The 13,627-nt window shown below is 39.7% G+C and carries 14 protein-coding genes; 8 read left to right on the top strand and 6 right to left on the bottom strand.

What is annotated here, in order from left to right; all coding sequences use genetic code 11:
* Nucleotides 1-28 precede the first annotated feature (28 nt).
* Together HW120_RS11510 and HW120_RS11505 are read left to right on the top strand one after the other, a co-directional pair.
* Nucleotides 29-1,597, top strand: a complete 1,569-nt coding sequence (locus tag HW120_RS11510; RefSeq protein ID WP_177734250.1) for an FMN-binding glutamate synthase family protein — start codon at nucleotides 29-31, stop codon at nucleotides 1,595-1,597.
* A gap of 12 nt (nucleotides 1,598-1,609) precedes the next feature.
* Nucleotides 1,610-1,996 carry a GreA/GreB family elongation factor gene (locus tag HW120_RS11505; protein ID WP_177734249.1) on the top strand — a complete coding sequence of 129 codons (387 nt, stop codon included), beginning with the start codon at nucleotides 1,610-1,612 and terminating at the stop codon, nucleotides 1,994-1,996.
* A gap of 47 nt (nucleotides 1,997-2,043) precedes the next feature.
* Here HW120_RS11505 and HW120_RS11500 read toward each other — a convergent pair whose 3' ends face one another.
* From HW120_RS11500 to HW120_RS11475, 6 genes are all read right to left on the bottom strand, one after another.
* On the bottom strand, nucleotides 2,044-2,592 hold the full coding sequence (locus HW120_RS11500; RefSeq protein ID WP_177734248.1) for a hypothetical protein: 549 nt from the start codon (nucleotides 2,590-2,592) through the stop codon (nucleotides 2,044-2,046).
* A 101-nt stretch (nucleotides 2,593-2,693) separates the two neighbouring features.
* Nucleotides 2,694-3,713, bottom strand: a complete 1,020-nt coding sequence (locus tag HW120_RS11495) for an MvdC/MvdD family ATP grasp protein (protein WP_177734247.1) — start codon at nucleotides 3,711-3,713, stop codon at nucleotides 2,694-2,696.
* A gap of 93 nt (nucleotides 3,714-3,806) precedes the next feature.
* Nucleotides 3,807-4,778 (bottom strand): MvdC/MvdD family ATP grasp protein, encoded by a 972-nt coding sequence (locus tag HW120_RS11490; RefSeq protein ID WP_177734246.1) that lies wholly within the window; start codon nucleotides 4,776-4,778, stop codon nucleotides 3,807-3,809.
* Nucleotides 4,779-4,834: 56 nt separating this feature from the next.
* Complete coding sequence (locus HW120_RS11485; RefSeq protein ID WP_177734245.1) at nucleotides 4,835-5,113, bottom strand: microviridin/marinostatin family tricyclic proteinase inhibitor; 279 nt, start codon at nucleotides 5,111-5,113, stop codon at nucleotides 4,835-4,837.
* A 339-nt stretch (nucleotides 5,114-5,452) separates the two neighbouring features.
* Nucleotides 5,453-6,385 carry a peptidylprolyl isomerase gene (locus HW120_RS11480; RefSeq protein ID WP_177734244.1) on the bottom strand — a complete coding sequence of 311 codons (933 nt, stop codon included), beginning with the start codon at nucleotides 6,383-6,385 and terminating at the stop codon, nucleotides 5,453-5,455.
* Between the two features lie 75 nt (nucleotides 6,386-6,460).
* Nucleotides 6,461-7,618, bottom strand: coding sequence for an MFS transporter (locus HW120_RS11475; protein ID WP_177734243.1), 1,158 nt, complete (start codon nucleotides 7,616-7,618; stop codon nucleotides 6,461-6,463).
* Nucleotides 7,619-7,801: 183 nt separating this feature from the next.
* On the opposite strand from HW120_RS11475, the gene HW120_RS11470 reads away from it, so the two are divergent.
* From HW120_RS11470 to HW120_RS11445, 6 genes are all read left to right on the top strand, one after another.
* Nucleotides 7,802-8,602 (top strand): class I SAM-dependent methyltransferase, encoded by an 801-nt coding sequence (locus HW120_RS11470; protein ID WP_177734242.1) that lies wholly within the window; start codon nucleotides 7,802-7,804, stop codon nucleotides 8,600-8,602.
* A 4-nt stretch (nucleotides 8,603-8,606) separates the two neighbouring features.
* Nucleotides 8,607-9,053 (top strand): DUF1569 domain-containing protein, encoded by a 447-nt coding sequence (locus tag HW120_RS11465; RefSeq protein ID WP_177734241.1) that lies wholly within the window; start codon nucleotides 8,607-8,609, stop codon nucleotides 9,051-9,053.
* A 7-nt stretch (nucleotides 9,054-9,060) separates the two neighbouring features.
* A complete protein-coding gene (locus HW120_RS11460; protein WP_177734240.1) occupies nucleotides 9,061-9,795 on the top strand; it encodes a hypothetical protein in 735 nt (244 codons plus the stop codon).
* 45 nt (nucleotides 9,796-9,840) lie between these two features.
* Nucleotides 9,841-10,518, top strand: coding sequence for a tRNA (guanosine(37)-N1)-methyltransferase TrmD (gene trmD, locus HW120_RS11455; protein WP_177734239.1), 678 nt, complete (start codon nucleotides 9,841-9,843; stop codon nucleotides 10,516-10,518).
* A gap of 169 nt (nucleotides 10,519-10,687) precedes the next feature.
* On the top strand, nucleotides 10,688-11,038 hold the full coding sequence (rplS, locus tag HW120_RS11450) for a 50S ribosomal protein L19 (protein ID WP_177734238.1): 351 nt from the start codon (nucleotides 10,688-10,690) through the stop codon (nucleotides 11,036-11,038).
* 252 nt (nucleotides 11,039-11,290) lie between these two features.
* Nucleotides 11,291-13,513, top strand: a complete 2,223-nt coding sequence (locus HW120_RS11445; protein ID WP_177734237.1) for an NADP-dependent isocitrate dehydrogenase — start codon at nucleotides 11,291-11,293, stop codon at nucleotides 13,511-13,513.
* Nucleotides 13,514-13,627: the final 114 nt, after the last annotated feature.

The raw sequence follows: 13,627 nt of genomic DNA, 5'->3' as shown, positions 1-13,627 counted from the left end.
ATCTGTCGGACGCTTTTGCTTATTTATCATGACATCTAAAAAGTTTTTTGCAACGTTGGTTGCACGCCAAATTATCTGGTTCGTCACTATTTTGTTACTTTTAACAGGATTGTATCTTGTTCAATTCCACAATATCGCCTGGGAAGTCCTTTTAATTCCTATTGCTATTCTTGCGGTTATTGCAGTTGATACCTTTCAGTCCAAGCATTCTATTCGCCGTAACTACCCGCTGGTAGGACGGATGCGTTATCTTTTTGAATCCGTTCGCCCGGAATTCAGACAGTATTTCTTTGAAGGAGAACTGGACGGAAAACCATTTAACCGCAGGCAGCGTTCCATTGTGTACCAGCGTGCTAAAAACGAAAAGCAAACCATTTCTTTTGGAATGCAGGATGATCCGAACCGCATTGGCTATGAGTGGGCAGCCCATTCGATATATCCCAAAAAAGCAAACGAAAAAGATTTCAGGGTTACCATTGGTAATACCCAGTGCCTGCAACCGTATAGTGCCAGCATTTTAAACATCAGCGCCATGAGTTACGGGGCATTGAGCAAAACTGCCGTTACCTCGTTGAACAAAGGAGCCAAAATGGGGAATTTTGCCCATAATACCGGCGAAGGTGGTATCAGTGATTACCATTTACAGGGTGGTGATCTGATCTGGCAGATCGGAACCGGATATTTCGGCTGCCGTAATCTGGATGGCAGTTTTTCAAATGAATTGTTTGCCGAAAGAGCTACCTATCCGGAAGTTAAAATGGTGGAATTAAAACTGTCACAAGGGGCAAAACCGGGACATGGCGGTTTACTGCCGGCTGAGAAAAACACTCCAGAAATTGCAAAGATCAGAAGTATCGAACCGTACACTACGGTACACTCGCCATCGGCACATACCGCTTTTAGCAATGCTATTGAACTGATGTATTTTATAAACCAGCTGCGTCAGCTTTCCAATGGGAAACCGGTAGGATTCAAGATCTGTATCGGACGTCAGGATGAGTTTATCAATATCGTGGAAGCCATGATGGAAACCCGCATTTTCCCTGACTTTATTACCGTTGACGGAGCAGAAGGCGGAACCGGGGCAGCACCTTTGGAGTTTATCGATTATATGGGTATGGCCCTTTCTGATGCTTTGGTGTTTGTGAGTTCCACTCTAAAAACCTACGGTATTCGCGAACAGGTTAAAATTCTGGCAGCCGGGAAAATCATTTCGGCATTCGACCTTGCAAAAGCGTTTGCTTTGGGTGCCGATGCCTGTTATAGCGCCCGCGGAATGATGTTCTCATTAGGCTGTATTCAGGCATTGCAATGCGACAGCGGTAAATGTCCGGTAGGGATTGCCACGCAGGATAAAGCGTTATACAAGGGAATTGATATTACCGACAAGAGCGTACGTGTTGCCAATTTCCATAAAAATACCATGAAAGCCCTGAGTGAATTTATCGGTGCCTGCGGATTTGAAAAACCGAAAGAGATTACGCCAGCCGTATTTTTCAGAAGAACGGAAGGCAGTGCCAACCGCAGTTTTGCAGACCTTTATTTTAAAGGAAAGCTGCAGGATCACAACAGCAAAAAAGAAATGTCAAATTTTTAAAAGATAAAAGTTATGAAACCAATACCCGTTTTATCATTGACCGACTATCAACTACTTCGTGAGTTGACAAAAAATAGCGGCGACAATAAAAGTGCAAAAGAAATCATGCAGCTGTCAAATGAATTGGATCGTGCTATCGTGAACAAAGATGATATTGTAGCCGATAATATTGTCAGAATCAACTCTTTTGTAGAAATTGAAGACACTAAGGCAAAACAACGCATGAAAATTCAGATTGTACTGCCGCAATTATCAAACATTAAGGAAGGGAAAGTTTCTGTAATCGCTCCGTTAAGTATCGCACTGATAGGATTTAAAGAGAATGACGAAGTAGATTGGGAAATGCCTGCCGGAATAAAATCACTGCGCATCATATCGGTAACCAATCCTGTCGTTTAATGCTTCTTTACAAAACACCTTCTTTTGGGAACGGTGTTTTTTTTATGCTACTCCCGTTCTAAAATAATTTCCACCGGCCGGTTCGTTCTGGGTCCGAATTGCTGCGCCTGACGTTCGTTTTGTGCCGAACATAAAACATACATATTGAAGCTGTTTAGCTGCAAAGACTGTGTTTTAAAACGTCCGCCGTTAGCTTCCCCGTCTGTATCCTCTACTTTAATAAAAAAATTATCCGCCGGAAACGTGTTCGCTACAGACAACAGGTAATTGTCTTTTGCAAAGGGAAAAAACCATCTTGTTTTCTGATCCTTTACTTCTTCGGTTACCCGGTTGCCGTTTTCGTCAATTTTATAGTTGGATGAAAAAACCAATGGCTTGTTGCTGTTTGTCCAGCTATAGATATTGTTGACATTGATGATTTCCTTTCCGGATTCGTCAGCAATAGTGATCTTTAAATTTTTAATGTTTTCTTTTTTCCCGTTTTCATGCACATTCAGCACCAGGTAAGACGTAAAATCATATCCGCAATGCTGGGCAGGCAATTGGGCTTTCGCCGTAAAAAAGGTAAACAGAAGAAGAAAACTTAAATAACGCATGTTCATAAATTATGGGCGTAAAAATACGAAAGCAAATGATAATTCAATAAAAAAAGCCCTCATTTTGAGGGCTTTTCTTTTTATCTGTATGAGAGCTGTAATTAAGCTAAACTTTCTTCAAAAACCGGTGTGTATCTGCGTTTGGCTTTGCCTAAAAGCACTTTCGCGATCTGGTCTGAAATCTGGTTGTCCGGCAACAATCGGTCTAACCAGAAAAATTCTCCTGCCGAGTTTATTTCCAGGAAATAATATTCATCATCCGGAGTTACAATAATATCAATGGCGCCATAATTCACATCATACATGTCCATCATCTGTAATAATTTCACTCTCAGATCGGCCGGTAATTCATACGGTTTCCAGTCTTCCAGCAATTCAATACCTTCCCTTCTCCAGTCCAGTTTGGCATTATCCATTTTTTGAGAATCGATTTCAAAAGCATAAATTTCCTCACCAACTATCGTGATACGCAATTCTACTTTCTTATCTAATTTTTCCTGAAACTGCATCGGGCAATATTGCAGCGTCTCGATATTATCCAGGTCTTCTTCTTTTATTAAGTTGGTAAAAACAACATTTTCAACACCGTTTCTTTCAATGGCAAAAGAACTCTGCATTTTTGTGATAACGCCTCCCGGATGGTCTTTTACAAAACGTTTTGCTTCTTCCGGGCTATTGGTAATACAGCTTTCCGGAACTTTCATCCCCAGATAGGCTGCGATTTTCATTTGCTCTTCCTTACTGTCCAGACGTCTGTATTTGCTGTATTTCCCTAACTGGAAACAGTTCATGCTTTCCAGCATTCCGAAAAAAGTAGCGCGGATTTCGCCATAAACACTGCCCAGATATTCTCTTTCCAGAACAGTATCCAAACGGCCACCCAAATTATGGCTGCGTCGGTACCATAACGATGCAATATCATGAATGGATACCCGTTCTCCTTCATAATCAAGATATGTTTTCCACTCGCCGTTTTCATAGCAGGTGCTCAAACCGTATTTCAGAGGATATTCGTCTACATTAAAACGAATCGGCTCACCGCCGTGTTCTCTAATTTTTCTTGAAACAATATCAATACATTCATTATCCAGAGTATGCGTAATAATCAATACTTTTTCCATAAATATTTTTTTATGTTATGCCTCGTTTGCCAATAAGGTTCACTATATAACAGTTATTAATAATTTCCTGATTTAAAAAAGCAATTCTATAAACTATATTCTTGCTATGAGTTTTTCAGCGATGGTTTCTCCGATCGGATATCCCAGATCACGCTGAATCATCCCCCATTCTCCTTGTGGGTTAACTTCTAAAAAAACATAATCGCCATCTTTCCGGCGGATTATATCGATTGCTCCAAAATACAGACCGATGTTTTTCATCATCGTATCCAGAGCGGTACAAACGGTATCCGGCAGCACATAAGGCTCCCAGGACGGCTTGATATCATTGGCCGCGCGCCAATCGGTTTTACCGGCTTCCGATGCTTCAGCATTAATTTTTCCGGTATAAAAAGTACCGTCAATATAAATGACCCGCAATTCATACAGCTTCGCAATATTGCGCTGAAAAATCATCGGACAATAGGGCAAAGTGTCTAATCGTTCCAGATCGGATTCCTGAATGAGCGTTGTTGGAAAAAAAGGAGTGTTTCCTTTCATACTGCGCGATAACGAGCCATGTAATTTGGCTATCATATTCCCCTGACAAACCGAATAAAAGAAATCTTTTACTTTATCCGGGTCATTGGTAAAAAGACTTTCCGGAATGATTAATCCTGCCTCACGGGCAAAGGATAATTGTTCCAGTTTGTTCTCTCCTATTCTGTGATCGAGTTCCATCGGGTTCATCCAGGGAACATCTTTGAGTGATGCAAAGAACAGGTTACGCATTGTGGTATATTCCTGAAAATAAATATTTTTAAACGAATCATCCAGATCATCGGGAAGTGCAATCCTCCATAACTTCCTGTAATAAACCGCTTCAATATCTTTTACTGTAAAAGAATGGTCTCCCTGCTGTATGCTCACTGAAACTTCCTGTGAATCACAGGAATAATCAAATTGCAGCTGATGGGAAAATTCATCAGAATTTAACCTGAAAACTTCTTTACCTAATTCTTTTAATCGCTTAATTACTATGTCAATAGTATAAAAATCATTACTGTGGCTTATACATAATATCATCTAAAAACAGAAAAAGCAATGACTTGTCAAACAAGCCATTGCTATTAAACTTATAATTACAACTCTGTAAACGGTCCTCCAGGCTCAAGGATTGGCCCTCCGGTTTCATCGTTATCAGATGGATATTTCATAGTTTGTAATAAATCGTATCTTGGTACAGTTACCGGTCCAGGTCCGTCTTCGTTGTCAGATGGGTATTTTAATGTTTGTAAAGTATCAGTAGCTTTTAAAGTTATGATATCTCCACCTTGAACAGAATTCTTCTCTTCGTTTGTCAATTGGTTCTCTAAGAAATTAGCAAAGAAAGGCTTTTTAAGGTCTTTATTGTTTTTCATAATTATTAAATTTTTAAAGTTAATTGAATTGTCTGATCTTATTTGCAAATAATTGACATTCCAAAATACTATTTTTTTACGCTTTTCAGCAAAAAAAATAATTTTATATGAAAAATAAAATCAAGTTACTGGTTTAAAGAATTTTACAACTCTTAACAAAAGTTTTAATTTAATAAATAAATGTTAAATTTAACACTTTTTTACTATGCATACACAGCAAAAAAATGTTAAATAAGTATAAAATGAAAAATACAGGCATTAAAAAACACACAAAATGTATAAAAACGGCATAAAAAAAACTGCCATATAAGGCAGTTTTTACTATAAATGTAATAAGGACTATTTTACATCCATTAATTCTACATCAAAAATCAACGTAGCATCCGGCGGAATAACACCACCTGCACCACGGGAACCGTATCCTAAATAGGACGGAATTACAAAACGGGCTTTATCGCCTACCTGTAATAAAGCAATACCTTCATCCCATCCTTCAATAACCTGTCCTCTTCCTAATGGAAACTCAATAGGCTGTTTTCTTTTGTATGAACTGTCGAAGATCGCTCCGTTCTCTAATGAACCGGAATAGTGTACAGAAACGATTTTACCTTTTTCTGCTTTTTTCCCGCTTCCTTTCTGAATCATTTTATAACGCAGTCCGCTTTCTGTTTTTTCAAAACCGGCTGCTAATTTTTCCAAAGCCTCTTCAGCCTGACGTTTTTGCTCTGCTAAACGTTTTTCTCTTGAACCTTCAAAAGTACGGAACGCTTCAATGGCATTCCATTTCTGAGCTTCTTCCCCTACTCTGATGATTTCCAGGCTATCGATAAGATCACCCTGAGCAACAGCATCAACAATATCCTGTCCTTCGATTACGTGACCGAAAACGGTGTGTTTATTATCCAGCCAAGGTGTTTCAACGTGTGTGATAAAAAACTGAGAACCGTTTGTTCCGGGTCCTGCATTTGCCATCGATAAAACTCCCGGTACATCGTGTTTCAATTCCGGATGAAATTCATCATCAAACTGGTATCCCGGTCCGCCAACACCGCTTCCAAGAGGACAACCTCCCTGAATCATAAAGTCGGCAATAACTCTATGGAATTTTAAACCGTCATAGTATGGTTTTCCCTGTGGTTTTACATCATTTTCTAAATTCCCTTCCGCTAAACCAACAAAGTTCCCAACAGTTCCAGGGGTTTTATCATGCGTTAACTTTACCAAAATAGCTCCTTTGGTAGTATTAAATTTTGCGTAAATTCCGTCTTGCATTTTTTATACTTTTTTAAATAATGAGCAACAAATATAATGTTATTTTATAAATTTATAATTTAAGGCTTCCCGCTTTTATTTGCGTTTGTAAGTCAGTGCATAAATTATGATGGCTGCCACAGACAGCATCGCACCTCCAATTGAGAAAGCATGCCATTTGCCGTAATTCCACAGCCACAAACCAAATGCCGATCCTAAAGCTGTTCCTAAGAAACTGAACGACATATAAACCGTATTCATCCTGTTCCGGGCTTCCGGAAGCAACGAATAAACCCTGGTCTGGTTCGAGATATGTACCGATTGCAGACCTACATCAATAAAAACAATTCCGATTAATATCCCGATTAAACTCCCGGAAGAAAAATAGAATATGATAAAACTGATCAGCAGCAGCAAACAGCCATAACCAATCACGACCCGCGGATTACCCTTATCGCCTAATTTCCCGACAAGCGGTGCCGCCAAAGCTCCGGAAGCCCCCACAATTCCGAAAAGGCCTATCGTCGCACTGTTATAATGAAACGGTTCCCCGGATAACAACAAAACCATAGTGGTCCAGAAAGCGCCAAACTGGGCAAAGCTTAACGCATTGATCAGGGTTGCTTCCCGCAATAAAGGCTGTTCCTTGATCAGCGAAAATAAAGATCCTAAAAGTTCTCCGTAAGTTCCTTTAAAATTCGGTCTGTTTACCGGGAATTTCTTTTGTATCACAATCACGATTAGCAAACATAAAACGGCAGCAATCCAGAACATTCCTCTCCAGCCGAGCCAGGCACCGATAAAGCCGCTGACCGTTCGTGAAATTAAAATGCCGACCAACAAACCGCTCATGACCGTACCGATCACCTTACCTCTTTGTTCCGGCGAAGCCAGGCTTGCCGATAACGGTAAAATCAACTGGGGTACGATGGACGAGGCTCCGATTAAAAAACTGGCGATCTGAAGCATCTTAAAGTTTGTGGCGGTAGCCGCAATGATCAAAGCTGCCACTGCAGCAAGCGTTGTGATTTGTATTTGTTTTTTACGTTCCAGCTTATCGCCCAGCGGAACCATAAAAAACATACCGATTGCATAACCGGCCTGTGTTAGATATGTAATGGTTCCAGCCTGGTCTTCGGGTATAGAAAATTCTTTAGCAATAAGAATTATCAGGGGCTGGCAGTAGTACAGATTGGCAACAATCAAACCTGTACAGATGGCCATAAAGCCAACATCTGTTCGGGATAAATTCATGCCGCAAAATTAATTCTATATCTCTTAATTAAATCTTAAATTACCGGAAAAATTTCTTCCGGCATCACCGGATTTTAATACAAACTGTATCTTTGTGAAAACCGTTTTTTAGCATGAAACCAACTATATTCAAACGGATTTGTAATTTTAAGCAATCAAAAAACAACTATTAAAAACCGAATCATGGATATTCCTGAAGATTACCTTGAAACTAATAAAGCGACCTGGAATGATAAAGTGGATTATCATATCGCTTCCGATTTTTATCAAATGGATGCTTTTTTAAACGGTGAATCCACGTTAAACGATATCGAACTGGCGTTATTGGGACCGGTTTCCGGCAAAAAGATCCTGCATCTGCAATGTCATTTCGGGCAGGATACCATTTCTTTAGCCCGCATGGGCGCAAAGGTTACCGGAATTGACCTATCCGATAAAGCAATTGCAAAAGCAACGGAATATGCACAGCAAATGAATATCGATGCGACCTTTATCTGTAGTGACGTTTATGATTTACCGAATCATCTGGACGGGCAGTTTGACATTGTTTTTACCAGCTACGGCACTATTGGCTGGTTACCGGACCTGAACAAATGGGCAAAGGTTGTCAACCATTTTCTAAAACCGGGCGGGAAGTTTGTATTTGTGGAGTTCCACCCTGTGGTATGGATGTTTGACAGCAATTTCACAGAAATACAATATGATTATTTCAATACCGAAACCATTATCGAATCGGCCACCGGTACCTATGCCGATAAAAAGGCTCCGATTAAAAATGAATCCGTGAGCTGGAATCACCCGTTAACAGAGGTTATGAGTGCTTTAATACAACATAATCTGGAAATTAATATCTTTGAAGAGTATAATTATTCGCCTTATCCGTGTTTTAACGAAGTGGAAGCATTTGCCCCGAATAAATTCCGCATCAAACATTTAGGCAATAAATTACCCATGACATATTCAATAGTAGCGACAAAAAAATAAACCTATGAAGAGCCTTTATAATCCTGCTTCCAATCAGGACATCATCGACCGCATCAATCAATTGTCACCACATTCTCTTTCTCATTGGGGAAAAATGACCGTAAGTCAAATGATGGAACATTGCCAGGCGCCCATAAAAGTGGCTTTTGGAGAACTAACGCTTAAGCAGAACCTGATCGGGCTGTTGTTCGGAAGAATAGCCAAAAAGAAATTGGTAGAAGACAAACCGTTTGATCCCAATATCCCGACAGCCAAAGAATTTATTATCACTCACGAACCGGATTTCGATGCAGCAAAAACAGCATTAATAGACCGGGTTAGCCGTTTCCAGCAGGGACCCAGCGTTATCAAAAACCTGAAACACCCGTTTTTTGGCCCGATGACACCGGAAGAATGGGATATTTCCCAATGGAAGCACCTGGATCACCATTTAAGACAATTTGGCGTTTAATCCAAAAATGATGATTTCTCTAAATAAAATAGGATTACTCGTAACCGGATTGCTCTTTTTATCCTGCGAAACAAAAAAGCAGGACATTGCGTTGTCCGGTACCTTTGTTAATGTTTCTTATTTAGAGAAATCAAACCAGACACTCCTTACCGATATTCCGTTTTATGCGGTTGAAATGACCTTTTTAAAAGACAGCGTTTTATTTTCCAATGGTTTCGAAACCGGAAAAATAGCGTTTCATAAAAAAGGCAGTCTGTACACGCTTCACAATGCCTATCAGCATGACGGCACTTTACAGGACATGCAGCTCGAAGCTACTTCCGACAGTACTTTTATTGTAAAAGACAGTACCTATACAAATACCAAAGGGAATACTGTTTTCTCAAAATCGGCCGCTTCATTTGAAAGCCGGTTAGCCCAAACCATGATTGCCGGAACGTATGAATTTATCTTTCCGGAAACCTTAAAAACAAAAAAGGTACATTTCACCGATAAGGAAATTACCGGCTTTCCCGGTTACAGCCGCTATGAATTGTGTTATTCCGGTGACTGTATGCAAATGATTACCGATAAGATCAATGCAATTTACCTTTCCGATGCCAATACAACAACCCTGTTTGGCTGGAAATACGGACCGGACAATACTATCGAACTGTATAATGTGACCGCTCCCGTTCCGGATATAAAGGGCGATCAGAAGGTTACAACCCGGGCTTATCTGCTTAAAAAAGTGCAGAAATAAATTGATTTCTATTTTTTAAGCTATTTTTGCCAAAATTTTCACTCTATGCGCATTGATATCATTACCCTGTTACCCGAACTGATCCGAAGTCCGTTTGAAGCTTCTATTTTAAAAAGAGCTGTCGATAAAGGCCTTGTAGAAGTTCATTTTCACAACCTTCGCGATTACAGTACCAACAAACACAAAAATGTGGACGATTATCAGTTTGGCGGCGGTGCAGGAATGGTTATGAGTATTGAGCCGATCGATGCCTGTATCAGTAAGCTAAAAAGCGAGCGCGAATATGACGAAGTGGTTTATATGACTCCGGATGGCGAAACCTTAAATCAAAAGATGGCCAATTCCATGTCCCTGTTAAAAAACATCATCATTTTATGCGGCCATTATAAAGGAGTGGACCAGCGCGTAAGAGATCATTTTATTACCAAAGAGATCTCCATTGGCGATTATGTCCTTTCCGGAGGCGAATTAGGAGCCGCCGTTCTGGCCGACAGTATCATCCGTTTGATTCCGGGAGTACTGAGCAATGAAACATCGGCTTTAACCGACAGTTTTCAGGATAACCTGCTCTCTCCTCCTATCTATACACGTCCGGCGGAATACAAAGGATGGAAGGTGCCGGATATTTTATTGAGCGGTAATTTTCCGGAAATTGAAAAATGGCGGGAAAACCAGGCTTACGAACATACCAAAACAAGACGTCCCGATTTACTTAACGACTAATAATCAACAAAATAGGCACTCTTAGAAATATTTCAAGAAAAGTAAGTTTTTTAGCTATAAAAGACTTGTCTGTTTCGTTAAAATCATTATCTTTGCGCCCATATTTGGACTAACCTCTGACGATAACCGTGAATGTTGCTCTGATTCAAAACAATTAACATTATCTATCATGTCAAATTTATTAAAATTTGTTCAAGACGAATTCGTAGCGAAAAAAGATTTCCCTGAATTCAACGCAGGTGATACTATCACTGTTTATTACGAAATTAAAGAGGGTGAAAAAACCAGAACTCAGTTCTTCAAAGGAGTTGTTATCCAAAAAAGAGGTGCTGGTGTAACGGAAACTTTCACAATCCGTAAAATGTCAGGTGCTGTAGGTGTTGAGCGTATCTTCCCTTTAAACATGCCTGCTTTACAAAAAATTGAATTGAACCAAAGAGGTAAAGTTCGTAGAGCTCGTATCTTCTACTTCAGAGAACTTACTGGTAAAAAAGCAAAAATCAAAGAAAGAAGAAGATAATCTGCTTTCCGATTTTCATAGAACAAGTCCCGATATATTCGGGACTTTTTTTTTGATAAAATCTTACCTTTTAAATTATCATTTTAGCATTTTTCAAACGCCAAATTAATAAAATACTAATTCGAGCGTTAACCCGCTTATTTCGACCGCTTTTTCTTTTCATTTTCTTATCTTTGCTACGCTTTTTTTAAAGGCAAAAAAGAGAACAAACACTACTATATTATTTTCGATACGATTTTAAAAATTCAAACGATGACACAAAAATCAAAGATTATTTACACCATTACAGATGAGGCGCCAATGCTGGCTACACATTCATTATTGCCAATTGTAAAAGCATTCACGGCTCCGTCTGGTATTGAAATAGAAACAAGAGACATTTCTCTTGCAGGAAGAATACTGGCTAACTTCCCGGAATTCCTGAAAGAAGAACAACGTATTAATGATGACCTGGCAGAATTGGGACAACTGGCAACAACTCCTGAAGCAAACATCATCAAATTACCAAATATTTCTGCTTCTGTTCCACAGTTAAAAGCAGCTATCAAAGAATTACAGGCACATGGTTATGCTGTTCCCGATTTTCCGGAAGAGCCTAAAAACGATGCTGAAAAAGAAATTAAAGCAAAATATGCTAAAGTATTGGGTTCTGCCGTAAACCCGGTTTTACGTGAAGGAAATTCCGATCGTAGAGCACCAAAAGCGGTTAAGAATTATGCAAAAGCCAATCCGCATTCAATGGGACCATGGTCGGCAGATTCCAAAACCCATGTAGCCAGTATGGAGCAGGGTGATTTCTACGGAAGTGAAACATCGGTAACGGTAAATGAAGCTACAGACGTTAAAATCGAATTCGTTGCTGCCGATGGTACTGCTACGGTATTAAAAGCAAGTACGCCTTTAAAAGCCGGTGAAATCATCGACAGTTCGGTAATGAGTCTAAAAGCTTTAAAAAGCTATGTGGCTAAAGAAATTGAAGATGCCAGAGCTAAAAATGTATTGCTTTCGATTCACCTGAAAGCTACAATGATGAAAATTTCCGATCCGATTATCTTCGGAGCGATCGTAGAAGTTTATTTTAAAGAGGTATTCGAAAAATATGCTGCTTTATTTGAAACTTTAAATATTGATACCCGTAACGGTTTGGGTGATGTTTATGCAAAAATTGCCGGACATCCGCAACAGGCTGAAGTGGAAGCGGCTATTCAGGAAACGTATAAAAAAGGACCTGCATTGGCAATGGTTAATTCCGATAAAGGAATCACGAACCTGCACGTACCTTCAGATGTGATCGTGGATGCTTCGATGCCTGCTATGATCCGTACTTCCGGACAAATGTGGAATGCCGAAGGAAAACAGGAAGATACCAAAGCATTAATCCCGGACAGATGCTATTCCGGACTTTACACGGCTACTATTGATTTCTGTAAAAAGAACGGTGCTTTCGACCCTAAAACAATGGGAAGTGTACCAAATGTTGGTTTGATGGCTCAAAAAGCAGAAGAATACGGATCGCACGATAAAACGTTCCAGGCTACTGCTACCGGTGTTATTCGTGTAGTCGATACTAATGGTACCGTATTATTACAGCAAAATGTGGAAGCTGGTGATATTTTCAGAATGTGTCAAACAAAAGATGCACCTATCCAGGACTGGGTTAAACTTGCCGTAAACAGAGCAAAAGCAACCAATACACCAACGGTATTCTGGTTAGATGAAAACAGAGCTCACGACAGAGAATTAATCAAAAAAGTAACTGCTTATTTAAAAGATTATGATACAACCGGATTGGATATCAGAATCCTTTCTCCGGTGGATGCTACGATTTTCTCATTAGAAAGAATCAAAGCCGGATTGGATACTATTTCGGTAACCGGAAACGTATTGCGTGATTATTTAACCGACTTATTCCCTATTTTAGAATTAGGTACTTCTGCCAAAATGTTATCGATCGTTCCTTTAATGAACGGCGGTGGTTTATTTGAAACAGGAGCCGGAGGTTCTGCACCGAAACACGTAGAACAATTCCTTGAAGAAGGTTACCTACGTTGGGATTCTCTTGGAGAGTTCCTGGCATTAGCGGTATCTTTAGAGCATTTAGGAAATGTATTCAACAAAAACAAAGCTTTGGTTCTTTCGGAAACATTAGATCAGGCTACTGAAAAATTCCTTGCGAATGATAAATCTCCTGCCCGTAAAGTAGGACAGATTGACAACAGAGGTTCTCACTTCTATCTGGCATTATACTGGGCTGAAGCTTTAGCGGCACAAACTAAAGATGCAGAATTACAGGCACAGTTTGCTCCTATTGCAAAAGAACTTTTTGAAAATGAAGCACAAATTAACGGTGAGTTAATCGGTGCTCAGGGGAAAGCTCAGAATATCGGAGGTTATTACCACCCAGCGCAGACATTAACAGACGAGGCAATGCGTCCAAGTACGACTTTAAATACAATTTTAAATAAAATTGCTTAATTAGTTTCGTCATTATAAAAACAAAAAGGCAACCGTATGGTTGCCTTTTTTTATGATGATACCTTTTGCTTACAAACATAAAAAACCCGCTCAAAAGAGCGGGTTTTTTACATT

Source organism: Flavobacterium inviolabile (genome assembly GCF_013389455.1).
Lineage (GTDB): Bacteria > Bacteroidota > Bacteroidia > Flavobacteriales > Flavobacteriaceae > Flavobacterium > Flavobacterium inviolabile.
Note: the sequence above shows the minus strand (reverse complement) of the source record. Positions and strands in the feature narration are given on the sequence as shown.